Annotated in this window: 29 protein-coding genes; 16 read left to right on the forward strand and 13 right to left on the reverse strand. The window is 33.9% G+C overall.

Features of this window, described 5'->3' with window-relative positions:
* Nucleotides 1–93 precede the first annotated feature (93 nt).
* Nucleotides 94–312, forward strand: a complete 219-nt coding sequence (locus tag YN1551_RS05695) for a hypothetical protein (RefSeq protein ID WP_012713887.1) — start codon at nt 94–96, stop codon at nt 310–312.
* On the opposite strand, the gene YN1551_RS05700 is transcribed toward YN1551_RS05695, so the two are convergent.
* From YN1551_RS05700 to YN1551_RS17020, 7 genes are read right to left on the reverse strand one after another with little or no spacing between them, the layout of a single operon-like run.
* Nucleotides 306–1,196, reverse strand: a complete 891-nt coding sequence (locus YN1551_RS05700; protein WP_010922978.1) for an Mrp/NBP35 family ATP-binding protein — start codon at nt 1,194–1,196, stop codon at nt 306–308. The two genes, YN1551_RS05695 and YN1551_RS05700, sit on opposite strands and share 7 nt — an antisense overlap.
* Nucleotides 1,197–1,760: an adenylate kinase family protein gene (locus tag YN1551_RS05705; RefSeq protein ID WP_010922979.1), complete on the reverse strand. Its 564-nt coding sequence runs from the start codon at nt 1,758–1,760 to the stop codon at nt 1,197–1,199.
* Complete coding sequence (locus YN1551_RS17015) at nt 1,757–1,921, reverse strand: hypothetical protein (protein ID WP_012717361.1); 165 nt, start codon at nt 1,919–1,921, stop codon at nt 1,757–1,759. Before YN1551_RS17015 ends, YN1551_RS05705 begins: the two co-directional genes overlap by 4 nt.
* A 2-nt stretch (nt 1,922–1,923) precedes the next feature.
* On the reverse strand, nt 1,924–2,568 hold the full coding sequence (locus tag YN1551_RS05710) for a rhomboid family intramembrane serine protease (RefSeq protein ID WP_014512761.1): 645 nt from the start codon (nt 2,566–2,568) through the stop codon (nt 1,924–1,926).
* Complete coding sequence (locus YN1551_RS05715) at nt 2,508–3,110, reverse strand: site-2 protease family protein (protein WP_012713883.1); 603 nt, start codon at nt 3,108–3,110, stop codon at nt 2,508–2,510. Before YN1551_RS05715 ends, YN1551_RS05710 begins: the two co-directional genes overlap by 61 nt.
* A gap of 2 nt (nt 3,111–3,112) precedes the next feature.
* Nucleotides 3,113–3,736: a hypothetical protein gene (locus YN1551_RS05720; protein ID WP_012716326.1), complete on the reverse strand. Its 624-nt coding sequence runs from the start codon at nt 3,734–3,736 to the stop codon at nt 3,113–3,115.
* A gap of 19 nt (nt 3,737–3,755) precedes the next feature.
* The gene (locus YN1551_RS17020; RefSeq protein ID WP_012711624.1) at nt 3,756–3,914 is read right to left on the reverse strand and encodes a hypothetical protein; all 159 of its coding nucleotides are present in this window, start codon (nt 3,912–3,914) and stop codon (nt 3,756–3,758) included.
* 27 nt (nt 3,915–3,941) lie between these two features.
* Between YN1551_RS17020 and YN1551_RS05725 the strand changes: the two genes are divergently transcribed.
* Nucleotides 3,942–6,455: an MMPL family transporter gene (locus YN1551_RS05725; protein WP_010922983.1), complete on the forward strand. Its 2,514-nt coding sequence runs from the start codon at nt 3,942–3,944 to the stop codon at nt 6,453–6,455.
* On the opposite strand, the gene YN1551_RS05730 is transcribed toward YN1551_RS05725, so the two are convergent.
* Nucleotides 6,427–7,347, reverse strand: coding sequence for a thiamine-phosphate synthase family protein (locus YN1551_RS05730; protein ID WP_014512759.1), 921 nt, complete (start codon nt 7,345–7,347; stop codon nt 6,427–6,429). The two genes, YN1551_RS05725 and YN1551_RS05730, sit on opposite strands and share 29 nt — an antisense overlap.
* Here YN1551_RS05730 and YN1551_RS05735 point away from each other — a divergent pair.
* Together YN1551_RS05735 and YN1551_RS05740 are read left to right on the forward strand one after the other, a co-directional pair.
* The gene (locus YN1551_RS05735) at nt 7,307–8,065 is read left to right on the forward strand and encodes a DNA double-strand break repair nuclease NurA (protein WP_010922985.1); all 759 of its coding nucleotides are present in this window, start codon (nt 7,307–7,309) and stop codon (nt 8,063–8,065) included. The two genes, YN1551_RS05730 and YN1551_RS05735, sit on opposite strands and share 41 nt — an antisense overlap.
* Complete coding sequence (locus YN1551_RS05740; protein WP_012717362.1) at nt 8,046–9,794, forward strand: ATP-binding protein; 1,749 nt, start codon at nt 8,046–8,048, stop codon at nt 9,792–9,794. Before YN1551_RS05735 ends, YN1551_RS05740 begins: the two co-directional genes overlap by 20 nt.
* On the opposite strand, the gene YN1551_RS05745 is transcribed toward YN1551_RS05740, so the two are convergent.
* A complete protein-coding gene (locus YN1551_RS05745) occupies nt 9,789–10,058 on the reverse strand; it encodes a hypothetical protein (RefSeq protein WP_012711621.1) in 270 nt (89 codons plus the stop codon). The two genes, YN1551_RS05740 and YN1551_RS05745, sit on opposite strands and share 6 nt — an antisense overlap.
* 15 nt (nt 10,059–10,073) lie before the next feature.
* Nucleotides 10,074–10,979, reverse strand: coding sequence for a selenocysteine-specific translation elongation factor (locus tag YN1551_RS05750; protein WP_012717363.1), 906 nt, complete (start codon nt 10,977–10,979; stop codon nt 10,074–10,076).
* 50 nt (nt 10,980–11,029) lie between these two features.
* Here YN1551_RS05750 and YN1551_RS05755 point away from each other — a divergent pair, with 50 nt between their 5' ends.
* Entirely contained in the window at nt 11,030–11,311 is a 282-nt protein-coding gene (locus tag YN1551_RS05755) for a TIGR00304 family membrane protein (protein WP_010922988.1), read from the forward strand.
* Here YN1551_RS05755 and YN1551_RS05760 read toward each other — a convergent pair.
* Nucleotides 11,308–12,399, reverse strand: coding sequence for a zinc-binding dehydrogenase (locus YN1551_RS05760; RefSeq protein WP_048052299.1), 1,092 nt, complete (start codon nt 12,397–12,399; stop codon nt 11,308–11,310). The genes YN1551_RS05755 and YN1551_RS05760 overlap by 4 nt on opposite strands.
* 79 nt (nt 12,400–12,478) lie before the next feature.
* Here YN1551_RS05760 and YN1551_RS05765 point away from each other — a divergent pair, with 79 nt between their 5' ends.
* Together YN1551_RS05765 and YN1551_RS05770 are read left to right on the forward strand one after the other, a co-directional pair.
* Nucleotides 12,479–13,813, forward strand: a complete 1,335-nt coding sequence (locus YN1551_RS05765) for a DEAD/DEAH box helicase (RefSeq protein WP_010922990.1) — start codon at nt 12,479–12,481, stop codon at nt 13,811–13,813.
* Nucleotides 13,800–15,257: a DUF790 family protein gene (locus tag YN1551_RS05770; RefSeq protein WP_010922991.1), complete on the forward strand. Its 1,458-nt coding sequence runs from the start codon at nt 13,800–13,802 to the stop codon at nt 15,255–15,257. The genes YN1551_RS05765 and YN1551_RS05770 overlap by 14 nt, the downstream gene beginning before the upstream one ends.
* On the opposite strand, the gene YN1551_RS05775 is transcribed toward YN1551_RS05770, so the two are convergent.
* Nucleotides 15,244–16,869 (reverse strand): B12-binding domain-containing radical SAM protein, encoded by a 1,626-nt coding sequence (locus YN1551_RS05775; RefSeq protein WP_012717365.1) that lies wholly within the window; start codon nt 16,867–16,869, stop codon nt 15,244–15,246. The genes YN1551_RS05770 and YN1551_RS05775 overlap by 14 nt on opposite strands.
* 127 nt (nt 16,870–16,996) lie before the next feature.
* Between YN1551_RS05775 and YN1551_RS05780 the strand changes: the two genes are divergently transcribed.
* Nucleotides 16,997–18,139 (forward strand): metallopeptidase TldD-related protein, encoded by a 1,143-nt coding sequence (locus tag YN1551_RS05780; RefSeq protein WP_010922993.1) that lies wholly within the window; start codon nt 16,997–16,999, stop codon nt 18,137–18,139.
* 32 nt (nt 18,140–18,171) lie between these two features.
* Nucleotides 18,172–18,720 carry a class I SAM-dependent methyltransferase gene (locus tag YN1551_RS05785; RefSeq protein WP_012717366.1) on the forward strand — a complete coding sequence of 183 codons (549 nt, stop codon included), beginning with the start codon at nt 18,172–18,174 and terminating at the stop codon, nt 18,718–18,720.
* Here YN1551_RS05785 and YN1551_RS05790 read toward each other — a convergent pair.
* A complete protein-coding gene (locus YN1551_RS05790) occupies nt 18,704–20,125 on the reverse strand; it encodes a tRNA uridine(34) 5-carboxymethylaminomethyl modification radical SAM/GNAT enzyme Elp3 (protein WP_012717367.1) in 1,422 nt (473 codons plus the stop codon). The two genes, YN1551_RS05785 and YN1551_RS05790, sit on opposite strands and share 17 nt — an antisense overlap.
* Before the next feature lie 76 nt (nt 20,126–20,201).
* Between YN1551_RS05790 and YN1551_RS05795 the strand changes: the two genes are divergently transcribed.
* From YN1551_RS05795 to YN1551_RS05825, 7 genes are all read left to right on the forward strand, one after another.
* Complete coding sequence (locus tag YN1551_RS05795) at nt 20,202–20,834, forward strand: HAD family hydrolase (protein ID WP_012717368.1); 633 nt, start codon at nt 20,202–20,204, stop codon at nt 20,832–20,834.
* Nucleotides 20,835–20,910: 76 nt separating this feature from the next.
* Nucleotides 20,911–21,195, forward strand: a complete 285-nt coding sequence (locus YN1551_RS05800; RefSeq protein ID WP_039698596.1) for a twin-arginine translocase TatA/TatE family subunit — start codon at nt 20,911–20,913, stop codon at nt 21,193–21,195.
* 36 nt (nt 21,196–21,231) lie between these two features.
* Nucleotides 21,232–21,549 carry a twin-arginine translocase TatA/TatE family subunit gene (locus YN1551_RS05805; protein ID WP_012716323.1) on the forward strand — a complete coding sequence of 106 codons (318 nt, stop codon included), beginning with the start codon at nt 21,232–21,234 and terminating at the stop codon, nt 21,547–21,549.
* Nucleotides 21,533–22,417: a twin-arginine translocase subunit TatC gene (tatC, locus tag YN1551_RS05810; protein WP_012717369.1), complete on the forward strand. Its 885-nt coding sequence runs from the start codon at nt 21,533–21,535 to the stop codon at nt 22,415–22,417. The genes YN1551_RS05805 and tatC overlap by 17 nt, the downstream gene beginning before the upstream one ends.
* A gap of 133 nt (nt 22,418–22,550) precedes the next feature.
* On the forward strand, nt 22,551–23,507 hold the full coding sequence (locus YN1551_RS05815; RefSeq protein WP_012717370.1) for an ABC transporter substrate-binding protein: 957 nt from the start codon (nt 22,551–22,553) through the stop codon (nt 23,505–23,507).
* Nucleotides 23,508–24,494: a FecCD family ABC transporter permease gene (locus YN1551_RS05820; RefSeq protein ID WP_012717371.1), complete on the forward strand. Its 987-nt coding sequence runs from the start codon at nt 23,508–23,510 to the stop codon at nt 24,492–24,494.
* On the forward strand, nt 24,472–25,131 hold the full coding sequence (locus tag YN1551_RS05825; protein ID WP_012717372.1) for an ABC transporter ATP-binding protein: 660 nt from the start codon (nt 24,472–24,474) through the stop codon (nt 25,129–25,131). The genes YN1551_RS05820 and YN1551_RS05825 overlap by 23 nt, the downstream gene beginning before the upstream one ends.
* Nucleotides 25,132–25,226 lie beyond the last annotated feature (95 nt).

The following is a 25,226-nucleotide window of genomic DNA, read 5'->3' on the forward strand; positions in this document are numbered from 1 at the left end:
TTTCACCAATCTTTATTTAATATTTTTTTATTTTTAAGTTTTTCCTTCATTAACCCTCAATTTTTTATTTGCATTTATATAATAAATATTATCATGAGTGCAGAGTTAAAACGCAAAATAATTGACATCGTATCTAAAGGTGATAAAACGTCCACACAAATAAGGGATGAACTAATTCAAATGGGGGAGGAGATTAATTTATTGGAATTTAGAAAAGTTCTAGCGAATTTAGTTAGAGAAGGACTATTAGAAAAATATCCAGTTTATAATGAAAGGAAATTTTATTTTCGACTTAAGTCAAAAAGCTATTGATTGGATTCAACAATTTTAATTACTTTGTCAGCTATATTTAAGAATTCTTTAGAAGTTGGACTGTCTGGATGTTTCAAAAAGAAGGGTTCTCCAGCATCATTAGCTTCTGCTATGGAAGGATCAAGAGGAACTTGACCTAAAAGGTCTACTCCCATTTCCTCTGCCATTTTCTTACCTTTACCTTCTCCAAATATATAATAGACTTTCCCATCACTTGGGCATACAAAATGGCTCATATTTTCAACTACACCTAATATTTTTGTGTTTACAGTTCTAGCGAAATTTATTGATTTCTTAACAGCTAATGTGGAAACTTCAGATGGTATTGTAACGATAACAAATCCTGTAATGCCAGGAACTAATTGAGCAATGGACAAAGCTTCATCTCCAGTCCCTGGGGGCATATCTATTATCAGATAGTCCAATTCTCCCCAATTAACGTCACCTAGGAATTGTTTTATCGCTGAATGTTTTATGGCTCCTCTCCATACTACTGGCGTATCGTCTCTAGGTAATAGAAAATCTATGGAAACAACTTTTATTCCGAAAGGCCCTATAACTGGATTTATTCCCTTATCATCGGCAGTTAACATTTGTCCTCTAACGCCTAACATTTTTGGCACTGATGGTCCATGGAAATCAACATCTACTATACCTACTTTTCTACCGCTCGCAGCTATAGCCATTGCTAGGTTAGATGAGACAAATGATTTACCAACTCCACCTTTTCCACTAACTACTCCAATCTTATATTTTATATTTTTCATCTTCATTTGTACTTTTAGATCAACAGCTTGAACTTGTTGGTTAACCTTTCTTAAATCACGAGGCTGTCTTTGAGGTTGTGGCTGAGGATTTTGAATTCTAAAAGGATTACTGCTCATCTAGATATCATTCTCATAGGAGCTAATAATCTTATCTAATTCCTCTAAAAATCTTTGTACTTTTGTATCAACTAACCATTCTATTGGTCCATCACATTGTTTATTTAGTATTTTATTTAATATTTGTTCTGTACTCATTTCTGTGGTATCTACTTCACACACCTTATCCTTAAAGGCTTCTCTAGCCTCTTGTGAGATCACTCCTAGAATTTCTGCCTCCACGTTCTCAGCTACTTTTATATCAGCCCAACCCCTTCCTTTTAGTTCATTATATAGAGAAAAAGGATTCTTCCTAAGGACAACTACTAAGTCAGCGGTAGATACCAATGAAGGGTATATAGTTTCAATCACGAGATGGCTAGTTGAAATAATTTTCTCTAATTCTTCCTTTACTTTATCCTCGTCTATTATATAACTTTGCCTAAGTTCATCATATTCCGTATAAAGTTTATTTTCTATAACAAATTGGGAAAGAGAAAGATAGTTTAGATTAAGCGCCTCAGAAAGTTTCTTTGAAGCTACGGTTTTTCCCACACCGGGTGTGCCAGTCACTATTATTATCATTGCTTCACTACTAATATCGTTTCAATTGCAAATAAAACTATTGAAATCCCAACAAGGGTTATCTTCACAGCTCTATCTGCCTCACTTTTGATAATTTCATACAAACCGTATGGGAGCATTAAGAATCCTATAATTAATAGTATTTCCTCTACTAATATCATAATTATTTTATTGTCCTTCCACTCCTTATAAGGTAATAGACAACTGCGTACATAATACCTCCCAAAATACCTCCGATATGAGCAACAACGTTCACATTAGGGAATATTAAATCACTAACTCCAAATACCGATACTAAAAATACAAGACCATAAACCCCTAAATTATCCTTTTTTAAGAAATCGTAAAACGTGTAGTAACTTAATAATCCAAATATTCCCCCAGACGCTCCCGAGCTTAGTGTAAAAGGACTATAGAATATTACAGTTAGTAGATTTCCTAGAATACCAGCTAGGATAAATATACCATATTCATGTTTTCCCGCTCTACTACCAAAAATTAAATATATAACATATAATGAAATAAAATTAAATATAAAATCAACAAAGCTATTAGTTATAAATATTGATGTGAATAGTTCGTAATAATACCCTTTAATTACTAAGTAGTTTAATTGTTCTAGATAATATAATGAGGTAGAATCTATAAAAGTTGCTAATAAACCTACCATAAAACCCAAAGTAACAAGAAACATTAAGAAAAAAGTTGATATACCTATTATTTTTTTTATTATCACTTTATTCACCATTATAGAAATGTTAGTGCGAATGCAATGATTATCAATACTGCCCACACTATCATGTTCCATCTAAAGATCTTTAATCCGTCTAAAACCCAGAATGGAAGCAAGTTAAAGAATGCTACCCAGAAGTTAAACCTAGCTAATTCAAAGAAAAATAAGCCAACAAGGCTAAAAGGCACTAACGATGCACCAATAAGGCCAACAAATCCTACTATTATGTTAGTTAGAGGTCCAGCTAGAGCTGTTTTTCCCTCAACGTCTCTATTAAGAAATCCACAAGATATTGATGTGTATCCCGAAAAGAAAACTAAGATACCTACGAAGCTACCAATTATATTCAGTATTAACGTTGTCCAAAACCCTGAAAAACTTAAAGTAAATCTAGAGAAACAACCATATCTTCTCGCAGCTTGTCTGTGGCCTATTTCATGTGGTATTATAGCTAATAATGCTACGATATATGGTATGATTATACTACCTATTGGATCTGAAAGTATGGATGTTGGGCGTATATAAGCTACTGCTAAAGATAAGGCAGCAAGTAAAAAGGAAGTGATCTCATTTAGGTTGGCGAATCTCCATTCTAAGTATCTTATATCCCAAGACATACCTATCTTATTAATCTTAACAACTCTGAGGGTATTAAATTATTGCTTACATATCGAATGTTTGTACTATCTATTTTCCATAATAACGCTTTTTTGTCATTACTGATGGTTGCCATGTAAATATTTCCACTTAAGTTTATTATCCCTTCAAATATTATGTCAAATAATCTTTTGAAGGAATTAAAGGTATCAAAGATTACTGATCTATACATAAATGGCATCGTAATTTTTAGACAAATATATCTTTTTGCTAAAATTTCAATTAAGTCCTTAGAGAAATCGTTATAGAGTTCAGGTCTCAATAACGTTATTTGCGCATTTCCTTCAACGTTTATAATTATAACTAACATTTTTCTTGTCTGATTAGTTACGGATATCCATATCTCAAATATCCTTAGGACGTTCTCACACTCATCACTTATCTTTTTAGCTGGCAAGAAAAAAGAATAAGTTCCATTATTTTGAGTTACAGCATCTATTAGTCCCTCTGCAAAAAGTTTCGATGAGACCCCTATTAAGGACAATTCCTTTTCAAGCGAAGGATTTAATTCTACTACATGCCCATCACTTGTAAGTACCTTTCTCCCTATACCTTGTAGGTAATCTACAGTGACTTCGAATCTCACAAAAATAAAATAGTGTACATTAAACTTTTATATATTTTGCGTATATCTCTGCATTTAATTCCATGTTCTTTGCCAATACTTTTTCGAGTACTTGTTTATCCTCAGCGGATGGATTATAATTCTTTATGATAGATTCGATTTGTTCCAACAGCCTTAATACATCTTGTATACTTTCCATGATTTTACTTTATGCTTAATCTAAAAAATGGTTACCAATGTAAAATTGGTATTTCCACAATACTTTTTACTGTATATAAAGTCTAGGAATAATGTGAAGAATGGACTTGTATCGTTGGTATTATGGTTATTACTGATTATGATATTATTGCATTTTGCAATTAAAACTCCTAGTTTATTTACGTATTCGGATTCCCCATTCTTGTCAAGCAGCGTACAAAGTGTAAGGGCTGATAAGATAGTAACCAATTACTTTCACATTGGCAACGTTGATAATCTGTATATTATTATCAATTCCTCGTCTTATAACCAAGCTTTACAAGAAATTTATTCTAATTTATATCTCCTTAATAACGCTACGGTGATAACTCCCAACGGTTACGTTAGCATGCTTAAGACAGAGTATCTCAGCTACCTTGGCTTAAATGAGAAGAATTTCTCATCTACGATAAGCCAGTTGTATGAGAATTTGACTCGTTTGAAACTTTATTTAATTTCAAATTTTCAATACTTTGAATATCAGTTAAATATTACATTTGGTCTTCCACTTCATAATTTCACTAGTAACATATGCCCTACCTATAAGGAAAATTTTGATAAAGTTAATGGAAGTTTACTAGAGAAAGCTAGATATGCGGGATACTTAACCTTTAAAGATCCATTTCTTTTCTACTTTGGATTTAATAATTACACTAATTACACTTTGGCATTAAAGTTTTTGATACAGTTTAATAACTACACTAGTCTAATCGAAAGGATACTTAAAACTCAAAACATAACGTCTGTTAATGAAAGCAATGTGATTTTTAATAATATAACTACAGCCTTTAACTCATCCTTTCATAAGGGTACTTTATGGCTTTTCATTATAAATGTTCCTAGCAATGAAAGCCTAACAAATATTAATCAATTTACTGAAAGTCTCAGAAACGCCTATGTAATAGGTCACCTAGCGTATTATGCACAATCCGCATATTATACTCAAAGTAACGTTGAAATTATAGATATAACTACAATTATTCTTGTAATGATATTACTAATACTGTTAGTTAGATCAATTGTTCCAATTCTGATTTTAATATCTAGTGCTGGTACTAGTCTTTTATTAGCTTATGGTCTCATGTACATGGAAACGCTTCTAGGTTATAAGATATATTATATTTCGGGTTTGGTTGCACCTCCAATTGTATTTGGTCTTAACATTGACTATGGCATATTACTCATATATAGATATTTTGAAGAAATTAATAAAAATAATTTAGATGCTCTCCTATATGCGCTTAAAAATTCAATAAAAGGTATACTATTAAGTGGTATTAGTATCACGATTGGGTTCTCCAGTTTTATCCTTTCCCCTTCTGCACTACTTCAAAACATAGGAATAGCGTTAGTGACATCTTCCATTTCAGCATTAATACCAGCAGTTTTCTTTACGTACACGTTATTGCTCTTAATCCCTCAAAGATATCTTAGTTTTCCTAGACGAAAATTACCGAGTATTACGGATATAAGGCAAAGGTACTTATATAAGCTTTCCAACTTTGCAGTAAGGCACAATAAGTTATTAGTAATTCTTATGCTAGTTTCTATCGTTATCTTTATCTTTTATTTTCCTTCTATACACACCAACGTTAATATAGATGAAATATTACCTCCCCATGCAAATTCACTTGTAGGTACAAAGGTTCTTAATCAACTTTACAATTATAGTATAGACTATATTATATTGTATGGAAGCCCTAAGGCTAACTACACTCTCATTTATAATTTAACTAAAACTCTTATAGATCAAGGTAACTTAGTTTATGGACCAATGTCCTTAGGTTCTCAGATCATTGTCAATAATAGCAACTTATATGATCACTTTCATCAAGGAAATTACACCTTGTTGATAATTTACCTAAAGTACCCTGTATTTAGCAATGGCGCTATAAATTTAACAAATTGGCTCATAAGCAAGGGATTCCTAGTTGGAGGGGATAACGCACAAAGAATAGATATCGTTAATAATACCGTTAGTACTTATTTTAGCTATACTTTACCACTTACTATAATTTTAATTGTCATTTACCTCTTCATGATTCTCGGATCTATTCTACTTCCCTTGAGGTTATCCTTAACTGTAGGTCTAAGCTCATTATTGGGAGCATTTACAGTGGCATTAGTATATAACTCGCCATATTGGCTATCCCCACTTGTAATTTTTGCCCTTCTTTTCAGTTTAGGTATAGACTATGATATGTTCATAATCATAAGATTATTTGATGAGATGAAAAACGACGATGACATAAATAGTGCTATAGTAAGATCGGTAGAAAATACTGGATTAGTAGTAACTACTTGTGGTTTGATTTTAGCCGGAGCCTTTTTCTCATTGATGGTGGCAAATATGAGATTCTTACAAGAAATAGGTCTAGGTGTAGGAGTCTCAATACTGTTTGATACTTTTGTAGTTAGGCCTATTCTAGTACCTGCAATTATTTCAATTCTGAAAAAATATAATTTTTGGCCATTTAAGGCGAGAAAATTTCTTTATACTTAACTGATATATTTATAATCTTTTTTACAACATCTAATGGATCTCTGCCAAAAACATAAGTGTTGGCCTCAATACCAGTACCGCCCAAATGTATTACCACATCTGTACCTTCATCAAATACTGCAGCTATTGTTTCGGCTATTCTTTCATTGCCTAGGTCGTTCTGAGGACCTACTTTCTTAAATTTATAGCCAATTTCCTTCAATATCATTTCCACTTTCTCATCATACTTGATATTCATAACTGACCTCACAGCGGGATGATTTTTCATCACTGATAATAGTACCTTAGCTAAATGCTTGCTTCCTCCCCACATTGGTTTAGAAGCAGGTGTTGGTAGGTTTCTAATTTTAGTTATTCTCCCTGGAATTGCAAGCACATCTTCTTCCCTCTTAGCGTTGGCTTTTGCAAAGGCTAAATTGCTTAGAACTTCTGGGATTAATTCCGCTACAGACTCGTTTTGAAGCATTGATAGTGCAAGTTCCATCATTTCCTCTTCATTCTCCTTGTACAAACTTTTACAAATGTCGCAATCAACAGGAATTTCACTATCAATCATTTTGTGGTATTTACAGAATTTTAGCCTACTTAAATTGGAAAGGAAAAACACACTGATATATTGCATTACTTGTTTAGGGTCACCATTTATTAGTAATTGCGTAAGTTTATCTAGAAAATCGTCTATTTCTTCACGTGTTAATCCCAAATTCTGTAATCTTTTAATGTACGAATTTTCGTCTTCATCTAAGTATTGTTTCACTGCTGGTTGGCTAACTCCTAATAGATTAGCAATTCTCGTTTGACTCATATGTAGTTCCCTAAGTCTTTTAGCCTCTAATACCCTAATTGATGTTATGAATATGTCATCAAATATTGATAGTGGTGATTTTAGCACAATAGTAAGATTGAGATCAAACAAAAATTACTTTCTGAATAGAGAGTTAACGTTTGCCGCAATTGATGGAACCTTCTCTGACATTATTTTGGAAGGAGAGAAAGGAGGTTATATAGTAATAGGCATAATCAAAGGCAGAATATTTAAGGATTTTAAATTTACTATAGAAGATATTTCAGTTGATGATGAGCTGTGCATTTGTGAAGCAGAGAAGAGAATGAGAGAACTAGAATACTACAATATAAAGGAAAATGAAGTTGATCTAATATTTTTCGATAGAAAACTGTCATTTGATAAATCTTTAGGTATTTCGGTTCCTAAAAATTCCATTGGAATTGTAAAGGATTTTGATATAGTAAAAAGAGAAAATTTGAACAATGTAGAAAACCCCCCTTGGCTAGTAATTAATGAAAAACATGATGAAACGATTTATGGATATTTTAAACTGTTTCCCTCCTCATGGGTATTCTACATAGAGTCTCAAGTTTTTGTAGAAAATCCGGAAGAATTGCTTTCTCTAATCTATAATCTAGGAAGGGAGCCAATACCAGAAGCTTTAGGGTATAATTATCCATTGTTTTTAGCTGATAAGTTAGTGAAATATTACAGAAATAAATTAAGCAAGTTCATAAATGTCACCAGTTTGCAAAGCAATATTAGATACAGAGAATTTAGAAGTTGGATTGAGAGATTAAGAAATGATGGAAAGTATTTTTGAAGTAGAAGAGGGAAAGCTAAGAGAAGCCAAAATAATAACTAGGCAAACTTCTGATGGCAGGGGTACAATATCTTTTAGAAATTATATAGTAGAATTCCCCTTCTCGCTAAAGGATAAATTAGGTATAGGAAAATTGCTTGCTGTAAATACAATAAAGGAAAATTACTATCTGATTTTAGAAGTTGCAGATATTATTCCGATGCATTATGGTATGATAAATCTGGACTCTACAATACCTAAGGAGATTAGAAATGAAATCATGAAAAAAGTTAGTGAAAGTTGGTATTCGAACGATGAGAAAGAAATATGGATAGATTCAATAACTTATCCTTTGGGATATATTCTAGAAATAAATTCGAACAATATTCAATTTAAAAAAGGATATTTCCCACCTCTATTGGGTTCCTCAGTAAAGATTTTAAATAAAAAGGCGTATGCGTCATTTGTCTGTGCAAATAGTAATGTAAGTTTAGGAAACATTCTACATGAACAACTTTCTTTAGATATAAATTTAGAAAAAGCAATAAAGTATCACCTAGGTATTTTCGCTTTTACGGGCTCGGGTAAATCAAATTTAGCATCCTTGATAGCAAGAAAAGTGTTAGATAACCTACCCGACACTAAAGTTGTAATATTTGACGTATCAATGGAGTACGCAATACTTCTCTTAGATAAGTTGCTTGAAGTTCCATCTAGAGTTATAAGCTTAGATAGAGTTCCCCCTAATCCAGCTGATGCGAGTAGAAAATTTTTAAGAAGTCACGTGATTCCTGACGACATTATAGATATTAGAGATAAGATAAAAAAAAGTGCAGAAATTCTACATCAAAATGGGAAAATGAAACAGTTATACGTTCCACCTGAAGGTTTTACTTACTTAACTTATGCCGATTTAATAGATCTAGTCAAAAAGCAGATAGAAGATAAATATACTGCAATATCGCAGAAACCACTACTCTATACTTTCCTAAGTAAGTTAGATAATTTCATGAGAGAAAGGAAATTGACAGTGGATGATATCATAGATGACTCTATTAATAATTTATTGGATGAAATAGAAAACTTAGGAAAAGATGCGCATTTAAAGGAGAATTCGTCACTGTTTACATTTATATATGGTATAAGAGCATACATCTCACTCGGCATCAGAGAAACTGAAGATTATGATATAGAAAATTTAGCGATTGAAATTTTGGATTCTTCCAGGGACTCACCTAGATTATTTATTTTAGAACTCCCTAACTTAGAAGAGGGAAGGCAAGTAGTTGCGACTGTAATTAATCAAATTTACAATAGGAGAAAGAGAATGTATTCCGACAATCCTAAAGTACTATTCATAATAGATGAAGCTCAAGAGTTTATACCTTATGATACCAAACAGAAAGATAAAAGTGAAGCCTCAAGCACTGCCATAGAGAAATTGCTTAGACATGGAAGAAAGTATCACTTACATTCACTAATAAGTACTCAAAGACTAGCTTACCTAAACACTAACGCACTGCAGCAGTTACACTCTTACTTCATAAGCACACTTCCTAGGCCGTACGATAGACAATTATTAGCTGAAACTTTTGGAATTAGTGATATGCTCTTAGATAAGACCCTAGAACTGGAACCAGGGCAATGGTTATTAGTAAGCTTTAAGTCGGCTCTCCCTCATGATGTTCCAGTATTCTTTGCCGCTGAGAACAATCTAGATTTATTAAAGGATAGAATAAATAAGCTATGACTGTACTTCTATTTCTTCCAAATTTTGATCAGCAAAGGCCTTGTAAGAGCTCTTAGACATAATTAGAATTGTAAGGTTTATCTCATCAGTATGTTTGTATACCTCATCATAAATTGCATCTATTAGTTTAGACTTTTCTTTGCAATTAGCCGTTCTAACTATGATTAGATAGTATGCACCACTTTCATCTTTAAAAAGGTGAACTTCGCCATCTTTATTTAGTTCCCTTGCCTTCTTATATGCAGTCAGAATAGCGTTTTCCATATAATACTAATTAACTTATAAACTAATATATCCAGCGACTCTTGGTTTTCCCTGTCTGACGTTAACGTTTAAGACAAGTATCCTATTGTCAACAATAGGTATTGGAACAGATGACATAATCTTAGCTTTTTGATTATCGACTTTTATATTAGCTGCAATTCCATGACCCTTAACTATTATGTGATTTTGACCTTGATTTATAGTGGACCATTTGTAATTAGTTATTTGTCCTTCTATTTCCTTTACAACCTTAACATTTGGCTTAACCAAATACAGTAAATCTTCTATTTCCTCTTCTTTTACGTTTTTCAGAGCAAACCCTATTCTAACTCCGGTTGAAACACTCTTTTGATCCTCATCTAAAACTTGAATACTCTTTATTTCAACCTCCTTATTATAAGGTAACGCCACTAATTTCTCATGAACTTCAACATTGGTAAATGAGAATCCAGTAACTACGGTTCCAACACCTTTGACTGTGAATACTCTATCTACATATACTATTCCCTTATCCTCCTCTTCGGTCTCGCTTAAGTCTGGAATATCATTATATAGATCGAATTTAGTAAAGGAGCTTAAAGAGCCTAAAATATTATTTATTTTACCTTGATCTAAGTTGGATATTACTATCTTGTTATGCGTATTTAGAGAATCAATTAAAAGTACTAGCTCTCCATCCATCCACGTTAAAGTTTCTGGTATATATAATATTGCAGTCGACGAGAGTGATAATGCTTCAGCTAAATCTATAATTTTTTCCGGATACTCTGTAGTCAATAGGATTGATCTAATGTATTCCCCCTTTTTTCTATAATATATTTTTGTCTTGGCGGTTTCATGAAGCTTACCTAGTTTTTCGGCTATCCCAGTTAGTTTATTCTTATCTGACGATAAGACTGTAATTATACTCCCGTAATACATACGCTCACCTTAATATAAAGTTTATAAAGCTTATAACAAAAGATTAACATATGAAGTTAATTGCGGCTGGTCTCACATTAATATTTCTTGGTTTCATCCTACTCTTCCTAGGTGTAGTATTGCAAGTTCAAACTCCCCAGACAACTACTTCATCTTCTCCGCAATTCGCAGGATTAGTGTTATTAGGACCAATTCCAATAGCCTTTGGCAATGTCCCACCATCGGTCTTAAGTAACCTAATTATAGTAGGTGTTGTATTTACCATAATAATGTTAATCATCTATTTAATAATGTTTATAATTGGAAGAAAAACTACCAGAGCTCCATTTTAGTTAGGAATTATTAAACTTCTTATTGCCTCTCCTTGCTCCAATAATTTTACTGCCTCGTTAATTTCTTCTAATCTGAACTTTCCAGTCACTAACGCAGTAGGGTCATATTTTCCCAATTTTACAAGTTCAATAAGTCTAGGCATATCTACTCTAGGCCTCCCTCCATAGTCTCCTATGATTTTAATACCCCCTCTAACTATACTTGCTATCCTAATTGGAATTTCAGCAGTAGTTGGAGGTAATCCCACTAGTACTACCTTTCCTCCTATTCTAACCATATCTAAAGACATTTTCACTGTTTCCGTAGTTCCTGCTACTTCTATTACAACATCCGGCCCTCCTCCAGTAATATTCTTAACAGCTCTAACAACATCAGTCTCTTTAGAGTTAACTACATCACTAGCTCCTAGCTCTAACGCCTTTTCCAATTTCCATTTTCTAGTCCCGACTGCTATTATCCTTCCGGCACCAGCAATCTTTAACATCTGTATCACAGACAATCCTACACCGCCAACTCCAATTACAGCAACTGTTTCACCAGGCTCTATTTTAGCGGAATTTACAGCACCATAAGCAGTTAAACCTGCACAACCCAATACTGCAACCTTTCTTAAATCCAAATCTTCCGGAACTTTAGTTAATGCAGTATAAGGTACCATTGCGTATTCTGCAAATCCTCCTCCTAAAAATGCCCTTATCGGAGTTCCATCCTTAAAGTGTAATCTAGTTGTACCATCTAGTAATGTCCCATTTAGTCTATTTTTCGCAAAGACTTCACATAAATTCTCCTTTCCCGTTATACAATTTTTGCATTTACCGCAGGGATGAATAAATGCTGATATAACCCTATCGCCAGGTTTAAAGTCTGTAACGTTATTTCCTACCTCCTCTATAACACCAGCTATTTCATGTCCCGCAATGACTGGTGGAGGGACTGGAGTTTTTCCTTCAAATACATTTACATCTGAATGACATAAGCCAGTTGCCTCAATTCTAATCTTTGTTTCACCTACCTTAGGTTCATCTATTTGAATATTATCCTCAATAATTAATGACTCATTATATTTATACAATATTGCTCCTTTCATTAGTATAAGGTACAGTATAATCATATTTAAACATTTCTAAACATCTCCCTTTATAACTGCGAAAACTATTCATTATATCGTGGTACGATTACGATACTTTAAATGTTTATTACTATCCGATTTTTCAGCTCCCGGTTTAAGCTGGAATGATGAGTTTAAGTGCTATATAGGCCAAGCAAACAAGTATCGAGAAGTCCTTTATTACTATAAGAGGTCTCACGTTGAAGTTGAGGATAGCGTCCTAGAGTTATTACCTTTTCCTTTGATTGTAGATCGAATAAAATTAAGGGAATATCAGCAAGAGGCTTTGAATGCATGGTTAAAGAGTAAGCTAGGGATAATAGTGATTCCCACTGGAGGTGGAAAAACTGTAATAGGATTGAAGGCCATAGCTCTGATTAGGCTTGCTACACTAATAATAGTGCCTACAATCGATTTATTACAGCAATGGTATGAAAATATAAGAGAGTTACTTGGAGTTGAGGCGGGGAGGGTAGGGGGAGGATATGATGAACTTAAGGGAATAACCGTAATTACGTATGATTCAGCGTACACTCAGCTAGAGAAAATAGGAAATAAATTTGGATTAGTAATTTTTGATGAAGTTCATCATCTACCTTCAGAAGGATATTCCATAATAGCTCAAGGTTTAGCTGCCCCATATAGATTAGGCTTGACTGCTACGCCAGAAAGAAGTGACGGAAGACACAAACTGTATCCATCACTCGTTGGGCCCTTAGTATATAGGATTACAGTTTCTAACCTAGTCGGAAAATATCTTTCAAGTTTTGAAATTCAACGTATATACGTAAATCTCACTGAAGACGAAGAGAAATTATATAGGCACTATAGAGGAATCCTAAAGAAATTTTTATCTCAACGTAATCTTAAGTTAAAGTCATTGAATGATTTCAATAGGCTACTTAGGCTAGCAGTTAAGGATAAGGAAGCTAGAGAGGCATTATTAGCATGGCATGAAGCTCTCAAGATAGCTGTAAATTCCAAGGCAAAGTTAGAGAAGCTTAAAGACTTGCTCAAGGAGCTAAATGGTGAGAAAATTATAATATTTACTAGAAATACGTCAATGGTATACGAGATATCAAGACTATTCTTAATTCCTGCAGTTACATACAAGACGAATAAGCAAGAAAGGATAGAGATTCTGGAGAAATTTAGATCTGGAAAATACAATGTAATAGTAACTTCTAGTGTCCTCGATGAAGGTATTGACGTTCCAGATGCTTCTATTGGTATAGTTCTAGGAGGTTATGGAACCTCTAGGCAATTCATACAGAGGTTAGGTAGAATCTTAAGGAAGAAAGAGAATAAAAAAGCTAGATTGATAGAAATAATAACTAAAGGTACTAGTGATTATAATTTAAGTAAAAGGCGAAGACAAAATGCTAACCTCTGATCTAGCTAGGTTTAAGATAGAAAATCAGAGGATAATTCCACTATTTGCTACAGATTCTGACATAGATGTAGCAAAGGAAGTCATTGACATGTTTAAAATAGGAGCAAAAGTTGGTGATATTCTAGAAGATTTAAAATATTTATCTAAAATATATGATTATAAACTAGTCAAGGGATTAGGGAAAATTTATCTAAGATATTGTATCGTTGAAAGTGCGACTAAGATCGATTATATAGAATTGCGTAGGCAATTATTTAGTAGGGGTCCAGTATTAGAGGAGAACGATAAGGAGAGAGTATTAAAAGAGGTCGGTGACCTTTTTCACGTTGATCCCATAAAGGCTATGTATGAAGACCTTGACGTTGAAAAGAAAATAGTGGAACTCCCTAAATTTTCTCCAGAAGATCTATTAAAAATATATAATCTTTCCCTTTTGCAAACCATTATTTTCAACGCGTATAAGGTTACAGTTTCCGTTAGTGATGGCTGGAAAGAAATCGCGAGAAGAATAAAAATGCTAGGATTAATGTATTTAGCGTATGAAAATCCGCTTAGAATAGAGATTTTTGGTCCATTGTCCCTAGTAAAGATGACAGAGAAATATGGGAGAAATTTAGCTGCATTAGTACCGTTTTTAGTCTCTAAGAATAAGTGGACTATTATAGCTGATATAGTTTTAGGCAAAAATAAAAGAAGAACCTATAGACTGGAACTCTCGAGCGGCTATTCTAAACTCTTTAAGTATATTAATGATGAAGAGATGGAAAAGAGGTTTGATAGTTCAATTGAGGAAAAGTTTTACGAGGAGTTCAGAAGGGTCATAAGGGATTGGAATATAGTAAGGGAACCAGAACCTATAGTGATAGAAAAAAGGCTTTATTTTCCGGATTTCGTACTTAGTAAAGGTAATATCAAAGTGTATGTAGAGATAATGGGATTTTGGACTAAAGAATATGTAAATTCTAAGATAGAGAAACTGAGAAACTTCAAATATCCGATTTTAGTTCTCTTGAATGAAGAGCTTTCATACGAAAATTACATACCGGATACTTTAAATGTAATAAAATTTAAGAAAAAAATTGATATAGGTAAACTGTATTCAGCTTTAAGAGGCTTTCAAGCAAATGTTAACGAGGATATCGACTTAAGTGATGTTAATGACGATATTATCTTGATTAAGGAGCTGTCTGCCAAATATAATGTTAATGAGAAGATAGTTAGAAGCAAGTTGATGCAAAGACCTGATTATATAGTACTTAAAAATTACGCTATAAAGAAAACGTTTATAGAAGAGCTAAAAAAGGAAGATTTCTCAAATACGCAACTTTCTTCATTAGTTAACAAATATGGAAATTATATAGTTGACATTATAGATTATCTAGGTTATAAAATTGTCTGGAAAAACATTTCCGATGCAATTGTAGAAAAGATCAAAGAGGTTTAAAGGCTAACCTGAATAACCAGTAGATCGCCTTTATCACTCCCGTCGTGTTATTGAGATTGATACTTGCGAAAGTGTACGCATATTTCCCTTGTGTCTCTTTTAGTTGTTTAAATACCCATTCAATGCTGTAGAATATTTTGTCTATCATGTATTGGACAGTCCTTTGAGCGAATTTGTTCTTGATACCTCCAGTGAGAATTGGTATCATCTCTCTCGTTATCTGTAAATCGTATTTCCACGATATGTATAGTACATCCCAATATCTGGTGGGCATTTTTTCTAACACTGGAAATGGATTATTTCTTATATAAGAAACTCCCATAGGTATGACCGGCAATGGGAATATCCAAGCTTTAAGTTTATGATCAATTATGGACTGAACTAAATCAATTGATTGATCAACATCTTCATTTGTCTCCTCTGGATAACCTATTGTCATAGTGTAACAAGGATAGATGTAATTATCGTTCATTATCGCAGTCGCATCAAGTATGACATCTTTCCACTCTCTAGGAGTCCAAGGGAATGGCTTTGCTCTCATGTACTTACTTAGTATCTTCTCACTTCCACTCTCTAGTCCAACCACTGGAGCAGCAGCTCTATCCTCATCATATCTTGCAATCTCAGACATAGCCTTTACTGTTTGTGGACTACTTCTAACAGCTGGGGCAGAGATATGTGGAAACCATATCCCATCTACTCCCATATTCATGGTTTCGGTAAACAACTTTGTAATAGCTTCGTGATTTACCCTCAATTTCTGTGAACCGTACAGTAGGACATCATCAGTTATAAATTCAACCCTCTTTACACCAGCCCTCATGTTAACTTCAACTTCCTTCTTCACAACGTCTAATGGTATCGTTCTAAAGGTTTCAGGGGTTATTGGACAGAATTGACATCCTCTTGGACATCCTCTGGTTATTTGAACTTCCCCTAGTCTTGCAGGGTTTATTATTGGTGGTATTTCATTTACCTTTGGATTCTTGCCATAGACAACTTTAGGGACTTCTTGTCCATCAATTATGGATTTTACAACTCGTGGTAGATCTGCTTCAGCTTCTCCTATGAATATAACATCTGCCCAATCCTTATTCTCCTTGGTTAACTCCCAGCTCCCTGGCCCACCTACTATTACTTTAAAATTATACTTTGACTTAAGCTTCGAGATCTTTTCTCCAAATTCTTCGAAATATTTGGCTGTCCATGTAGGACCACCTCCAAATATCATACTTAACTTAAAGCTAACTGGATTTAGGCCAAAGGGATCATGAACTGTTAATCCCACTACTTTAGTCTTCTGGTTTATTGCTTTCTCTAGTCTGTGCGGAGGTATTACTACAACGCTATCGAATCCCGCATGAACAAGCGTACTTTCTACTTTTCTAAGAGCGTACGGTGCTACTATTGCTCTTCCTTCAGAATCCACTGGGACATCTGGAGTGAAGAATCTATACATAAAGAATTTGGGTATTAGTCTTGATGGCATGCAAGCTACATAACCTAATACACTTGAACCCCCATAATCTGTAAAAGACCCTTTATCCGCGGTTAATATGATCTCCCATGCCATAATATTATATTTTACTTTCCTACTATAAAAAGTATTCATTATAGGGCGTATAAAAGAGTAATATTTAATTTATGTAAACTTTTTTATTGTATATAGAATTATACTAAAGCTTGGAACTATTACGTCTAATTACTTTTAGCTAGTTAAATGTAAACAATCTTACTATGTGAGAAAGTTAAAAAGGGAGGCATATAAATTAAATAATATTAAGATGTTACAGCAAGATGTTAAATATTCTGAAGAAGTGATAGAGGCTGAATTTTCAGTTGAAGGGTATAGCCTCATCGATTATAAAAGATCTTATACGTTAAGTCGAGCTTTAGTTAATGGTAAATGGATAGTTTATGATGGTAACAGATTAGAGAGTAGTCAAAAAATAAAGGAGTTTGAAATTTGTGAAGACTTTTATCATGAATCAGTGAAGGCGTGGCCGAATAAGGAAAAGTATTCCAGACTCTTCACTAATATTAAATTAAATGAAGATGACCAACTAAAAGTTATAAGCAAGAAAATTTCAAAGTCTATCTTAATTCACGATGTTAAGGAGTGCCGCGAAGAAAAAGTAGTAAACTATGTAGAGTATAACGATTTAAATTTCTCATATGCTGGTAACCCTAAAGATATACCGTCAATTGTAGAATATTTAAGGGCAAGTCAGTCCCAACTTACTTCTCCATCTAGACAAGTCTTAACTGAGAGTGGCAGACTAACTTTCATATTAGATTCTGAAATAGTAGCCTCCATTTTCCATTACGTTCTTAGGAATTTTTTAAATGGTAACTCACCTAAGTTGAAATTAAATGAAAAAATATCAAGTGAAATTACAATTTATGATAATCCATTAAATTCATTCTCCTCATCCTTTTCAGTCTTTGATGATGAGGGAGTAAAAACAAAGAAGAAAGAGATTATTGGAGATGGGATAATTACAAATTATTTAGGAACACTTACTTCAAAGTACGGTGAAGCAGGGAACGCACGAGGTATTTTACCAAAACCAGATTATTTCTCCTTAGAAGTAAAGCAAGGAGACTGGTCTCTTAATGAACTAATTGATGAAAGTAGAGGGGCGTACATTGCCATGGGTGTTAAGAAGTCGGAATTAATACGTAATAGTATTAGAATAACTCCGAGAAGTGTAGTTAAAATAGGCCAAGGACAAATATTCTTTAGGGAGATTGCAATTCCACTTCAAGAACTGGTTACAATTGATGCTGTTACTAGAGAGAATAGAGGGGTATTTATTGACGAGGAACATGGAGGTGTAACTCCATACGTAAGAATGAAGGTAAGAGCGATATTGTACTAAAGCAAGATATAATAAATGCATATGATAATATAGTGTATAGAAGAAAGCCTAATCCTTATGTCAAATTGATAAATGGAGATAAGATTATTGATGTAGGTTGTGGATCTGGTCAAAATTGTGACCAATTTAAGGGAAGACTAGTTATTTGCTTAGATCTTTCACTAAATCAATTAAATCAAGCTCGTAAAAAAGGATGTCAAAATTTAGTACAAGCAGATATGGAATATTTACCATTTAGAGATTCATCAGTTGATTCTCTAGCCTATATAGCGTCTCTTCATCATTTGAGAGATCCATCTCAAGCTTTAGGGGAAGCTCAAAGGGTGCTAAAAGATAAAGGTGAAATACTGGTTACTGTATGGTTAGTACAACTAAAGTTTTTCTTCTTAAGAAGATATATAATCAAGAGAAGTCTCATAAACGACAAAGAGGTTAGACGTTTCTATAGACTTTATTACCCTTGGGAATTAAAGCGAATAATGGAAAGCAAGGGTTTCGTTACAAAAATCTATAAGTTATATAGAGTAAATAGTTTATTGCCAAATAATTCCCTTTATTACGGTATCAAATCAACTGCTTAGACATATAAGGACCTTCTTTTACATAGCCTCTTTTAGCATAGTATTCTCGAGCACCTATTCCAGATAAAACAGAAATTTTCCGCATATCGAATTCCTCTCTCGCAATCTTTTCAGCTTCGCTTAATAACTTACTTCCATACCCCCTATGTTGGAAACCCAATTCATCCCAGCTTCCTATAGGTACTTCTATCCCGTATACGTGAAGTTCTCTTACTATGGCCGTCTTTCCATCTATCTCTTTTCTATGAGCCTTATTTGATGTTATTCTTAATCGTAAATAACCTATTAAAATCTCTTTTTCATCCTCAAAAGATAGGAAAATTTCAGTACCTTCACTTGCTTCATAAACTTCCTTGTAAAGATGAATTTTAGTATGATCTGGTAATAATCCCCTATGTTGCCACATCATCCCAACTTCCCTAAATCTAATTTCATTAATCTTAATTCCTTTCTCCAAGACCTTTTTCTCTACCAATTCTCTTAAGTTTCCCTTTTTGTTACCATCTAAGATTACATTAGCAGGAATATCTCTTTGTATTCTCATCACTCTAACCCATTTAGGAATATATCTATACATTTCAGATATTAATTCAATTAAAGTCTCCGTACCATAAGGCTTATATAATCCCCTTCTCCATAAATTCGCTAACGGCGCAGTTTCAACTACTAAGGTAGGATATATTTTCAACATATCCGGCCTAAAATTAGGATCAGAAAATATTGTCTTAAATGCCTCCAGATCCTTATCAAGATCTGATTTAGGAAGACCAAGCATTACATGATAGACCACTTTGAACCCTGAATCCTTCAGTATTCTAGTAGATTCTATGGAATCTTTTACGGTATGACCCCTATTGGTGAACTTTAAAATGTCATCGTATACAGTTTGCACTCCTAATTCAACTTTGGTTGCACCTAATCTTAGCATTTGATCTGCGTGCCACTCCTTAGCCCAATCCGGTTTCGTTTCAATCGTCATTCCTACACAACGTACTTCTGCCTTTTCGTTTTTCACTTGTGCATCTTCTAAATATACAAAAGAAGGTTTATCATAACTAGGAAATCTATTCATAGCCTCTAAGGCATAGGTCACAAACCAATCTTGATAATCTATGGGTAATGATAGGAAAGTACCACCCATTATTATTAACTCTACTTTACTTGGAGTATGTCCATTCTCAACATATTGTCTTAATCTTGACTGTACTTGATGGAATGGATCATAATCGTTTTCTATTGCCCTCATTAAAGTGGGTTCTCTACCATAGTAGCTTTGGGGGGTATCCACATCTACTCCTCCGGGACAGAATACACACTTTCCATGCGGACAAGAATGCGGGTGAGTCATTATCGATACTATCGTAACGCCAGAAAGCATTCTAGTTGGTTTCCTTATTACTTGCATTAAACTATACTACTCTTTATTCATATTTAGGACTTACTGTGTTAAAACTTTAATATTTCCAGTAAGGTTATAACTTATGAGAAAAGCAGTAATATTTGACCTAGATGGCACTTTAGCGAATACGGATGAAGTTCACAAATTAGCTTGGGAAATTGCTTTACGAAAACTGGGATATGACGTTAAAGTGGATATTAGATATTTGCTTGGTAGGAAAACGATAGACATAGCAAAGATTTTGATTGGGGAGAGTCATGCGGAAAAATTGGCTTCTGTAAAAACCGAAATTTATAACGAATTAGTGAAAACTTTGGCAAAACCTAAACCTTGCGTAATGGAGCTAATAAATCGTTTGAGAGATGTGGAAATACCTATTGCAGTGGTAACCTCGTCGATGCGTAACTCTGCTGTTCAAGTTTTAAAGGTAATTAATGTAGAACCAGATGTCCTAATTGCAGGGGATGATGTTAAACTAGGAAAGCCTAATCCTATGCCGGTAATAGAGGCAATTAAAAGATTAAATGTAGATCCTAATGAAAGCGTAGGAGTAGGAGATACAATCTATGATGTAATGGCATACTATTCAGCTGGAATAAGGGAGATTATAGTGGTAAGGAGTAGTGTTCCTCTAAATGTAGAAGAGGCAAGAAAGTACGATGCAAAGATATTGGATTCATTATGTGAAATATCGGATTGGTTTGAATTATTTTAATACTATCTAACCTCCCACTCGAATGAAAACAAAGTTTTTAATCTCACAATACGACTTTTCTTATAAGGATGGGAAAATGTTAACAAACCCTTACGATTGGATCATAATACTAGTAGTAATTGCTGTACTATTCTTTGGAGCATCCAAAATACCAGAACTATTTAGATCGATGGGGAGAGCTGTTGGAGAGTTCAAGAAGGGTAGAGTAGAGGCCGAAATGGAGTTGCAGCAAATGCAAGCACAAAACCTTCAACAACCGTTAGTTCAACAACAGCAACCTAATGTTCAAGACCTAGAGAAACAAATAGCCGAATTACAGAAACAGTTAGAGGAGTTAAAGAAATCTAAGCAGAATCAATAAAATAATAAATACTTTTTTTACTTAGGTGAGATAGGAATGATTAGCAACTTAAGTGACTTTTTAGTAGTGGTAGTTGTGTTTATACTGTTGATGGCCGGAGATAAAAATGCTGGAAATACCGCTAAGTCAATAGGGAGGTTTTTAGGTGAAATAAGGAAAAGACAAAACGAATTCAAGAACGAGTTAATGAGGGAATTGAATAGTGTAGAGGCTACTAATAACACTCCTTTTACTGGGTCTAATTTCAAATACGTAAAGGTTACAAATCAAGAAAGAGTTAAAGAATTAGAGGCTCAAATAAAACGATTACAAGAGGAATTGGAGAGGCTGAAAGCTAGTGACGGAAAGAACTAGAGAGGTTGAAAAGCTTGAAGAAAGACCTTTAATAGAACATTTGAGAGAATTGGCGTACAGATTAAGGAGAATTTTAATTGCTCTCGCAATAACTTTTATGATATATTTCATGCTGGGTTTAGAATTAGTTAGAGTATATTTACCTTATCCATTCTTTGGTCTTAAATACGTTTTAGCGGAAGTTCCCGTTTTATACCCATCTCTATTTGATAGTATATCTGTACAACTGACACAGCTTTTCATATATAATGAGCTACCTAAAGGCGTGAAATTGATAATCATAAATTTGTTCGATCCACTTTTCGCATCCTTTTATATTTCCCTGTATCTGGCAATATTTACTACAATCCCTATCATTGTAAGGGAAATTTGGGCATTTGTAGCTCCGGGATTATATGAACATGAGAAGAAACTTTTCAAGAGTATAATATTTCCTGCCTTTTTATTGTTTGCCTTAGGTTCTGCCTTTGCTTACTTTCTTCTTATTCCCTTAATGTTAAGAATAATACTCTTATATGCTACTGCTTTAGGTTCTGCAGTGGAGCCAACTTTAGGCCTAAGGTCCTTTGTAAGTACAGTAATGACATTGCTAATTGCTACTGGATTGTCTTTTGAACTACCCTTAATAATGGGCGGCTTAACGGGCGTTGGAGTTGTAAAGTCAATTACGTGGCTTAAAAATTGGAGATGGGGAGTTCTAGTATCCTTTATTATCGCATGGATAATTTCACCAGGTACAACTGGAGGTATAATAGAAACAGTAATAGGAATAACCTTATCTACCCTATATTTTATTGGTGCATTAATAAGTAAGTTTATGGAAAAGGGTAGGAAGAAAGAATCCCAGAAACCTTTGGAAAGAATTTAGAAAAATTACGTGATTCGGTTTATGAAGTTTTAACCATACGACTAAGGCAGCCGATAGAATAAACTTCAATTTAATATTTTCTTATTCTAACTGAGCCAAAAAATTTATAGTTTGGATAGTCTATCCAGACATTATGCCAAGCGTAAAAGCGATTGGTACGATAGTAGCTATAATTATAGTAGTGAGTGTAATTTCCGTCTACTATTATTACAAGAGTTCTTCTACATTACAACCGGCTACTGTTAACAATAATCTTAGAATTGTATCATTAGCACCTAGTGATACACAAATTCTAATAAGTTTAGGCTTAGGTAAATATATAGTGGGAACTGATTACTATTCATACCAGTTATTGCAATCTCTTAACCTCACAAAGGATATACCATCTAATATTACAGTGTTTTCTCAAATATCTCCTCCAAATATTTCTGGCCTGCTACTATTACATCCAACGGTTATTGTAATTGAAAAAGGGCTTATAGGAAGTTACATAGAGCAAATGAAAGAAGCTGGACTTAACGTCTTAATTACGAATAATGATTTTGCAAGTACCTATTCCCAGATAGAAAATTGTATATTAAAAGTAGGAGAGTATTTTAATGTAACTAGTAAAGCTCAACAGTTAATAGATTGGATGAATCAGAAAATAAGCGATTTCTCTAATGTAGGAAATGTAAGCGTAGCTTATTTATTATGGATATGCCCAGATTTAAGTTTCTACACCGCTGGCGGGAACGTTTTTATAAATAGCATAATTGTTCAAGCGGGCGGTATTAACGTTTTTGCGAACTACTCTGGCTATCCATTATTAACCCCGTCACCACTATTGATAATAAAACCCTCTGTCGTAATTGCGCAGGAAGTATATAATTTAACTTACACCAACTACTTAATTTCCCAATATAAGGGAATAAATAGTAGTAATGTCTATATAATAGGAAATATAGCAACTAACCTATTAAATGAACCAGGACCACTTTCGGTGTATTCCATACAAGTTATTAAACTCATAATTGAGGGAAAGGCGCCACATTTCATTTCAGACAATTGGGTGATAAACAATCTTAATATAACTCTGCCGGTGTTTTAGATGGTTCGTTTAAGTGGTATTTTTTTAATTATAGGATTTATTATTTCGTTTTTGCTTGGGTTACTCTACGGTGATGTTACTATACCGATTAGCGAGATTTTCCATCCTAGCGGAGTTTACGCTTATATATTGCTTAACATAAGATTACCTACCTTAACTGTGGCAATTCTCATAGGTGCAATCTTATCCACATCTGGGGCAGTTCTTCAGATGTTATTGAGAAATCCACTCGTAGATCCCTATATAAGTGGGACAGCATCTGGTGGGGCTTTTGGGGCAGTTCTTACGTATTTACTGCTGATGCTTAATTTGCCCTTTTCATGGATAATATACTTCCAACCTTTGGTAGCATTCTTCACTGCAACGCTAGCAACCTTGATAACCATAATGATTGGAAAGAAATCAGGATATCTTGGTCTTGTGATTGGTGGTGTTTTAGTCTCGTTCATTTTCTCATCTCTGGTAACGGTCATATTATCAGTAATGAGCGCTAAATATCCTCAAATACCCCCACTTACCTTTTGGCTCTTGGGAGATATTAGCGTAGTTGGCTGGTTTAATGCCATAATATTATCATTATTTGCCATTCTCTTACTTTACTTTAGCCTATCAAATTCTAGATTGATAGACTTACTATCAATAAGTGATGAGATTAGTTATTCTCAAGGGGTAAATCCTAATAAGCAGAGAGTCTTCTGGCTATTATTCATAAGTCTTGTAGTAGCTTACTGTGTTTCAATAGCCGGTATTATAGGATTTTTAGGCATAATAGTTCCACATATTATTAGGAGATTAATTGGAGGAAACACAAGCCAGGTAGTGATGTATTCCTCACTATTAGGTTCAACAATCTTAATTCTAAGTAACATTTTATCTCATGGTATATTTGGTTATTTTATTCCTCTAACTGCGCTTCTTTCAATCATGGGAGCTCCAATAATGATATTCGCGTTGGTGAGAAAAGATGTTAACGTTGAGGAATATTAGTGTAAGATTAGGAGGCAAATTAATTTTGTCAAGCATTTCTTTTAGTGCAGTAAAAGGTATTAATGTGATTTTAGGACCAAATGGAAGTGGTAAGACTACGCTACTAAGAGCGATAATTGGGATGATAAAGTATGATGGTGAAATAAGAGTCGATGGTGAAATATCATACGTTCCAGCTGAGTTTTTCTCTCCTAGTATGAAAGTTCTAGATGTATTAAAAGCAGGTAGAAAAAGGGCTAATTATGAATCATATATAAAGGAGTTAAATGTGGAGAAGTTTCTTGAGAGTGATTTCTCCACCTTAAGCTCTGGTGAAAGAAAACTAATCTTAGTAACAAAGGCTCTAGCTGAGGGAGACAATGTAATAATGGATGAACCTCTTTCAAATCTTGACATTAAAAATAAATTCTTTGTGATGAATATTTTAAAGAAGTTTAACCATAAGACCTTTCTGATTACTTCTCATGAGCTAGAAACTTTAAGGTATGCTGATAAAGCTATCGTGATCAATAAAGGAAAATTGGAATATGATGGAGGAGTTAGCGATCTTTCTGACGATCTACTTTCCAACGTATATGGTATAAAGTTCAAAAAAATACAAGTTGACGGTAAAACATTCTTTAATGTTACGGGATAATAAGCGTTTAAAGGGAGGCAGAGTAATTTGTATTTGTAGTTAAAGCTTATGTTTCGATTAGATCACGATGTAGTTAAGTTTTCATTAGGTTGCAA

Source organism: Sulfolobus islandicus Y.N.15.51, assembly GCF_000022485.1.
GTDB classification, from domain to species: Archaea; Thermoproteota; Thermoprotei_A; order Sulfolobales; family Sulfolobaceae; genus Saccharolobus; species Saccharolobus islandicus.

Excerpts from the sequence above, each read along its gene's own strand:
- YN1551_RS05695 (WP_012713887.1), top strand. The coding sequence starts at position 94 with ATGAGTGCAGAGTTAAAACGCAAAATAATTGACATCGTATCTAAAGGT.
- YN1551_RS05700 (WP_010922978.1), bottom strand. The coding sequence starts at position 1,196 with ATGAGCAGTAATCCTTTTAGAATTCAAAATCCTCAGCCACAACCTCAA.
- YN1551_RS05705 (WP_010922979.1), bottom strand. The coding sequence starts at position 1,760 with ATGATAATAATAGTGACTGGCACACCCGGTGTGGGAAAAACCGTAGCT.
- YN1551_RS17015 (WP_012717361.1), bottom strand. The coding sequence starts at position 1,921 with ATGATATTAGTAGAGGAAATACTATTAATTATAGGATTCTTAATGCTC.
- YN1551_RS05710 (WP_014512761.1), bottom strand. The coding sequence starts at position 2,568 with ATGGAACATGATAGTGTGGGCAGTATTGATAATCATTGCATTCGCACT.
- YN1551_RS05715 (WP_012713883.1), bottom strand. The coding sequence starts at position 3,110 with ATGTCTTGGGATATAAGATACTTAGAATGGAGATTCGCCAACCTAAAT.
- YN1551_RS17020 (WP_012711624.1), bottom strand. The coding sequence starts at position 3,914 with ATGGAAAGTATACAAGATGTATTAAGGCTGTTGGAACAAATCGAATCT.
- YN1551_RS05725 (WP_010922983.1), top strand. The coding sequence starts at position 3,942 with ATGGTTACCAATGTAAAATTGGTATTTCCACAATACTTTTTACTGTAT.
- YN1551_RS05735 (WP_010922985.1), top strand. The coding sequence starts at position 7,307 with ATGAATATGTCATCAAATATTGATAGTGGTGATTTTAGCACAATAGTA.
- YN1551_RS05740 (WP_012717362.1), top strand. The coding sequence starts at position 8,046 with ATGATGGAAAGTATTTTTGAAGTAGAAGAGGGAAAGCTAAGAGAAGCC.
- YN1551_RS05745 (WP_012711621.1), bottom strand. The coding sequence starts at position 10,058 with ATGGAAAACGCTATTCTGACTGCATATAAGAAGGCAAGGGAACTAAAT.
- YN1551_RS05750 (WP_012717363.1), bottom strand. The coding sequence starts at position 10,979 with ATGTATTACGGGAGTATAATTACAGTCTTATCGTCAGATAAGAATAAA.
- YN1551_RS05755 (WP_010922988.1), top strand. The coding sequence starts at position 11,030 with ATGAAGTTAATTGCGGCTGGTCTCACATTAATATTTCTTGGTTTCATC.
- YN1551_RS05760 (WP_048052299.1), bottom strand. The coding sequence starts at position 12,399 with ATGAAAGGAGCAATATTGTATAAATATAATGAGTCATTAATTATTGAG.
- YN1551_RS05770 (WP_010922991.1), top strand. The coding sequence starts at position 13,800 with ATGCTAACCTCTGATCTAGCTAGGTTTAAGATAGAAAATCAGAGGATA.
- YN1551_RS05775 (WP_012717365.1), bottom strand. The coding sequence starts at position 16,869 with ATGAATACTTTTTATAGTAGGAAAGTAAAATATAATATTATGGCATGG.
- YN1551_RS05790 (WP_012717367.1), bottom strand. The coding sequence starts at position 20,125 with ATGCAAGTAATAAGGAAACCAACTAGAATGCTTTCTGGCGTTACGATA.
- YN1551_RS05795 (WP_012717368.1), top strand. The coding sequence starts at position 20,202 with ATGAGAAAAGCAGTAATATTTGACCTAGATGGCACTTTAGCGAATACG.
- YN1551_RS05800 (WP_039698596.1), top strand. The coding sequence starts at position 20,911 with ATGTTAACAAACCCTTACGATTGGATCATAATACTAGTAGTAATTGCT.
- YN1551_RS05805 (WP_012716323.1), top strand. The coding sequence starts at position 21,232 with ATGATTAGCAACTTAAGTGACTTTTTAGTAGTGGTAGTTGTGTTTATA.
- YN1551_RS05815 (WP_012717370.1), top strand. The coding sequence starts at position 22,551 with ATGCCAAGCGTAAAAGCGATTGGTACGATAGTAGCTATAATTATAGTA.
- YN1551_RS05820 (WP_012717371.1), top strand. The coding sequence starts at position 23,508 with ATGGTTCGTTTAAGTGGTATTTTTTTAATTATAGGATTTATTATTTCG.
- YN1551_RS05825 (WP_012717372.1), top strand. The coding sequence starts at position 24,472 with ATGTTAACGTTGAGGAATATTAGTGTAAGATTAGGAGGCAAATTAATT.